Here is a 3,760-nt window from a genome sequence, read left to right as displayed (position 1 = left end):
GCTCTTGTTTAAAGCGGCTTTGAGGTGGTGGCGCAAGGCTGCTGCGCCTATCTTCTGGTTAAAGCCCTTGAAAAAGGGAATATGGGGCATGGTGCGCACCACTAAAGAGAAAAGCGCTTTAGTGATCTGGTATTGGGCGGCTCCTCCCACTGAAGTCGCAATAGAGGAGCTGATCACATCCCCGGTAACCGGTTTTAGGGCTCTGGCTAGTTTAGCGTCTTGTTTGTAGAGGCGATGAAACCCTTTAGCGATCTCTATAAAATCCTTAGCCCCCTGGCTAGCAAAAGTCCCCTCTTTAAGCTGATCCAAATTGCTAAAAAAGGCGTGGCTATCAAAGACTTTTAGATCGTCCTCATCCACAAGCGCGCGCTTAAAAAGGCGATCTAGCATGTTCAACTCTAGGACTTCTCTATTTTGTGGGCTAATGCCCTGAGTTAGGCGGGTAAAATTGTCTAATTGGCCATCCCCTTGACCCTTGGCAAATTTTAAAAGCGCATCTAACCCCCTTTGCTCTGCACGCGCTACGTCTCTGAGTTTTAAATCCTTGTCCACCATTTTCAAGGTCTGCTTCATGGTGGCATAATCGCTTAGCGCGGTGTGATACAGGGTCTTAAATTTCTCCCCCAAGTGTGATGGCATTTGGGCAAAGAGATGATCAATCCCGGTTTTAATGTCCTTGCGGATAAAGTTATCCATGCTCACTTGCATAAAATGCTTTAAATTGGGGTCTGTGGTCTGCTTGTAATAGCTATTGAGGCGTTTGAGCGCGTTGTTGAGCTGGTTAAAGCCCACGCCCTGTGGGTTGTAGATAAGATGCTCTAGGGTCTTTAAATAGGGCGCGCCCTCTGCTTCAAGGCCCTCTTCTTTGAGCTGGTTTTTAAAGGCGTGGTACTCCTTAGGGTCTAAAATCGTTTTGCTATCGGCTAATACGGGTTCTATGATCTTCTCTGTGGCGTGCTCGTAGCTTTCTTTGGTGCCCTTTTCTAGGTCCTCAAAAATGCCTTTAATGTCGCTAGCTTTAAGATTTAGCCCCTTTAATTGCTCTGCTAGCTGGGCGGTGGTTTGGTTTAAAATGCCCTTTAGGGTGTTGTGCGCCTTGGGGCTAGTGTTGGCCGCCTCGCTCAAAAAGGCCAAAAGCGTCCCGCTCTCATCGCGCGGATAGCTCTCATAAAGGCCTCTTGCTGGGCGCTCTGTTTGGAGAGTTTGAGAATGTCCTCAACACTTTGGTAAGCCTGAAAGATTTTAGAATCTTCTCCAAAGCGCGCGCGCATGGTGGCGTTTAGCGCGTTCGCTTTAGCGTTAAAACGCGCTTGGCCTCCAAAATGTTTGGCAAACTCCTTTAGCGCGGCCTCTTGCTGCGGGGTATAGACTTCTGCTAAGACCTTTTGGGCGGCCTTAACATTGCCATTCATAAAGCGTTGCACCATCCCTATCCCCGGGATATACTCACTCACCTTGCCCAAATTCTGCGCGACCCATTTGCCCCCTGCAAAGGCCTTAGCCCCGGCTAGAATCACCCCATCGCCTAGCGCGCTCAAAGCCCCTTGTTCGAGCATGTAGTGCGCCATGTCTGCAAAATTGGCCTCTCTCTTGGTAACATAGTTGGAGAGGGCGTAATCCAAGCCTCCCCCTAGGCTGGCCCCAATTGCTGCTCCAGCAATAGCCCCCCATGGGGTGCGTGTTTGGGCTAACCCTCTTGTGAACCCCGCTCCTGCTCCAAGAAGAGAACCGGTCAAACTCCCCGCGTTCGCGCTGATGTGGTCCATGAAGTGATCAAAGAAGTTTTCATTGATGCGGTAGGTTTGCCCGTCCTTAACCCCATAAACACGCCCCTCTTTGAAAAGGGCTTTTTCAAACCCGGCCGCGTTTAACACATTCCCCACGGCCTGCTGGTAGGCTTGGACTTTTTTGGGGTCCGGATCAGAAAAAAGGCTAAAAAGCGACTTGGTCGGGTCAGTGTTGTTCAAATAGACTAAGTCTCTAGCCGCGCGTGCGCCAATATAGCGGCTCTTGGTGTCCTCTTGGTAGTCTTTGAGGTCCTCCTCTTGGCTTTTAAAAAGCATTCCCCCAAGAGTGGTGAAGAGATTGCGATCTTTGTAGATGAGATGCTTTTGTGCGTCTGTGAGTTGGCTAGGGTCTTGTACTTTTAAAATGCTTTGGCGCTTGATCTCATCTTGGTATTCTTGCTCCCCTGAAGAAGTGCCCCAACCTAAAACGCCTTGAGCTTGGCGGTTGCGGCTAAACAAGTGTTCTTTTAGATTTTGAGGCAATTTGGCATAGGGGATTTTATGCTCAATGGCTTTTAAGATGAGATCGTGATAATCGCCCAATAACGCGCTGTGTTCCCCCGTGCGCTGGCCACTGAACACCTCTAGGGTGTCTAACAAGCCTTGTTTTAAAAACCCCGGGGCGCGCTTTTCTAATGCTTCAGCCCGCGTGTTGATCTCCTCTAAAACGGCTTTAGGATCAAGGGGGGGTTTTTGTTGTGATGGTTCTTGTGTGTTTTTTGGGCTCTGTGTGCCCTTAGGTTGCACAAGATGAGGGGGGGCTATGTCTTGGGTTGGTTTTAGGGGGGGTGGGGCTTGTAGGCTAGCTGAAGGGGGAGTTTTGGGGTCTTTAAATCCATTGATGAGAAGAGGGGGGGTGTATTGGTCTTTGTCCTGCTTTTCTGCCTCCTGCTTTTTGGGGGTGATATTGAGTTGCTTAAAATTCTTGATGTCTGTATAGAGCGCGCGGGTGCGTTGCTCGGGGTTAAAACCCTGTTGGGTGTAGAATTTCTCTAACCCCTCAAAATTAAAATTATGGGTGTTGGCGCGCACAAAGTCTAAAACTTGCTGAGGGCTAACCCCGGCGTTTTCTAAGCCCTCAAAGTCTAAACCGGGCATTCTTGTTGTTCTCTTAAAAATTCTAGCAAGTCTTCTAACGCGCTGGTGGCTTCTAGATGTGCAGATTGGGCGCGCGCTAAAAGGGCTTCTAATGCGCTAGATTCTAGCTTCCAGCTTATTATCAAGCTTAAATCCTTGGTGTCGCGGTAGTTGTCATCAGCTTCTTCACACATCCCCTCTAGGGTGTCTAACACCTCTTGAAGGCCCTGATCTTTAAGTTTGTCGCGTTCTAGGCTGCAGTACGCCACGCTTGTGCTCCTTGTTTTTGTCTTAAGTTAGCAAAAAAGGGAATGAAAAGAAAGGGTTAAAAAAGTTAGATCAAAAGGGCCCCACAAGGGGGCGATCCTAAGTTATCTCCTTACGATGTTGAGGCGTATTTTAAGCCCCACAAAAGAGATTTTAAGGCATAATGCCCACTTAGGACCACGGCCATGCTTGTAGCTCATGGCGGCCCTCAAAGCCTAAAAGCATTCTGCTTTTAGGGCTTTTCGCCTTTCTTGCCCGGGGTTGGTATAGTGTGCCCGGGCGTTGCTATTCTAATGCAATTTTACTTAACCTCCCTTGCCCCTAACTCCTCTTGCAGTCTCTGTACGCACTCCTTAAAGAGGGCTTCATAGCGGATATATTGGGCTTGTTTGCAGCGTAGGCGTAGGGCTTTCTGCGGGTTGACCTCCAACACATAACGCCAAATACTCTCCTCCATCAGCGCGATCATCTGGCTAAAATGAGACTTCTTGGCTTTGAGCAACTCCACTAATTTAACATCGCTTTCTTGCATTAGATCCTCCATGTTCTTTTGAGTTGGTAGCGGGGGCTGAATTTGGGCTCTGTGGGTTTGGGGGGTGGGATCACATCACTATGAGCTAGCGCGCTGG

General features: G+C 49.1%; 3 protein-coding genes and 1 pseudogene. All 4 read right to left on the bottom strand.

The annotated features are described in order from the left end of the window. Positions 1-1,134: pseudogene (locus tag EAO38_RS08290) on the bottom strand (DUF3519 domain-containing protein); the annotation flags it as partial. Next, complete coding sequence (locus tag EAO38_RS08285; RefSeq protein ID WP_121022827.1) at positions 1,122-2,885, bottom strand: hypothetical protein; 1,764 nt, start codon at positions 2,883-2,885, stop codon at positions 1,122-1,124. The gene EAO38_RS08285 and the pseudogene EAO38_RS08290, both read right to left, overlap by 13 nt. After that, a complete protein-coding gene (locus EAO38_RS08280) occupies positions 2,873-3,133 on the bottom strand; it encodes a hypothetical protein (RefSeq protein ID WP_121022825.1) in 261 nt (86 codons plus the stop codon). Before EAO38_RS08280 ends, EAO38_RS08285 begins: the two co-directional genes overlap by 13 nt. 299 nt (positions 3,134-3,432) lie before the next feature. After that, positions 3,433-3,663, bottom strand: coding sequence for a hypothetical protein (locus EAO38_RS08275; protein WP_121022823.1), 231 nt, complete (start codon positions 3,661-3,663; stop codon positions 3,433-3,435). Positions 3,664-3,760: the final 97 nt, after the last annotated feature.

Source organism: Helicobacter vulpis, from assembly GCF_003660395.1.
GTDB lineage: Bacteria > Campylobacterota > Campylobacteria > Campylobacterales > Helicobacteraceae > Helicobacter > Helicobacter vulpis.
Note: the sequence above shows the minus strand (reverse complement) of the source record. Positions and strands in the feature narration are given on the sequence as shown.

What these genes read in the sequence shown, in the direction of transcription:
- EAO38_RS08275 (WP_121022823.1), bottom strand. Translation starts at nt 3,663, where the DNA reads ATGCAAGAAAGCGATGTTAAATTAGTGGAGTTGCTCAAAGCCAAGAAG.
- EAO38_RS08285 (WP_121022827.1), bottom strand. Translation starts at nt 2,885, where the DNA reads ATGCCCGGTTTAGACTTTGAGGGCTTAGAAAACGCCGGGGTTAGCCCT.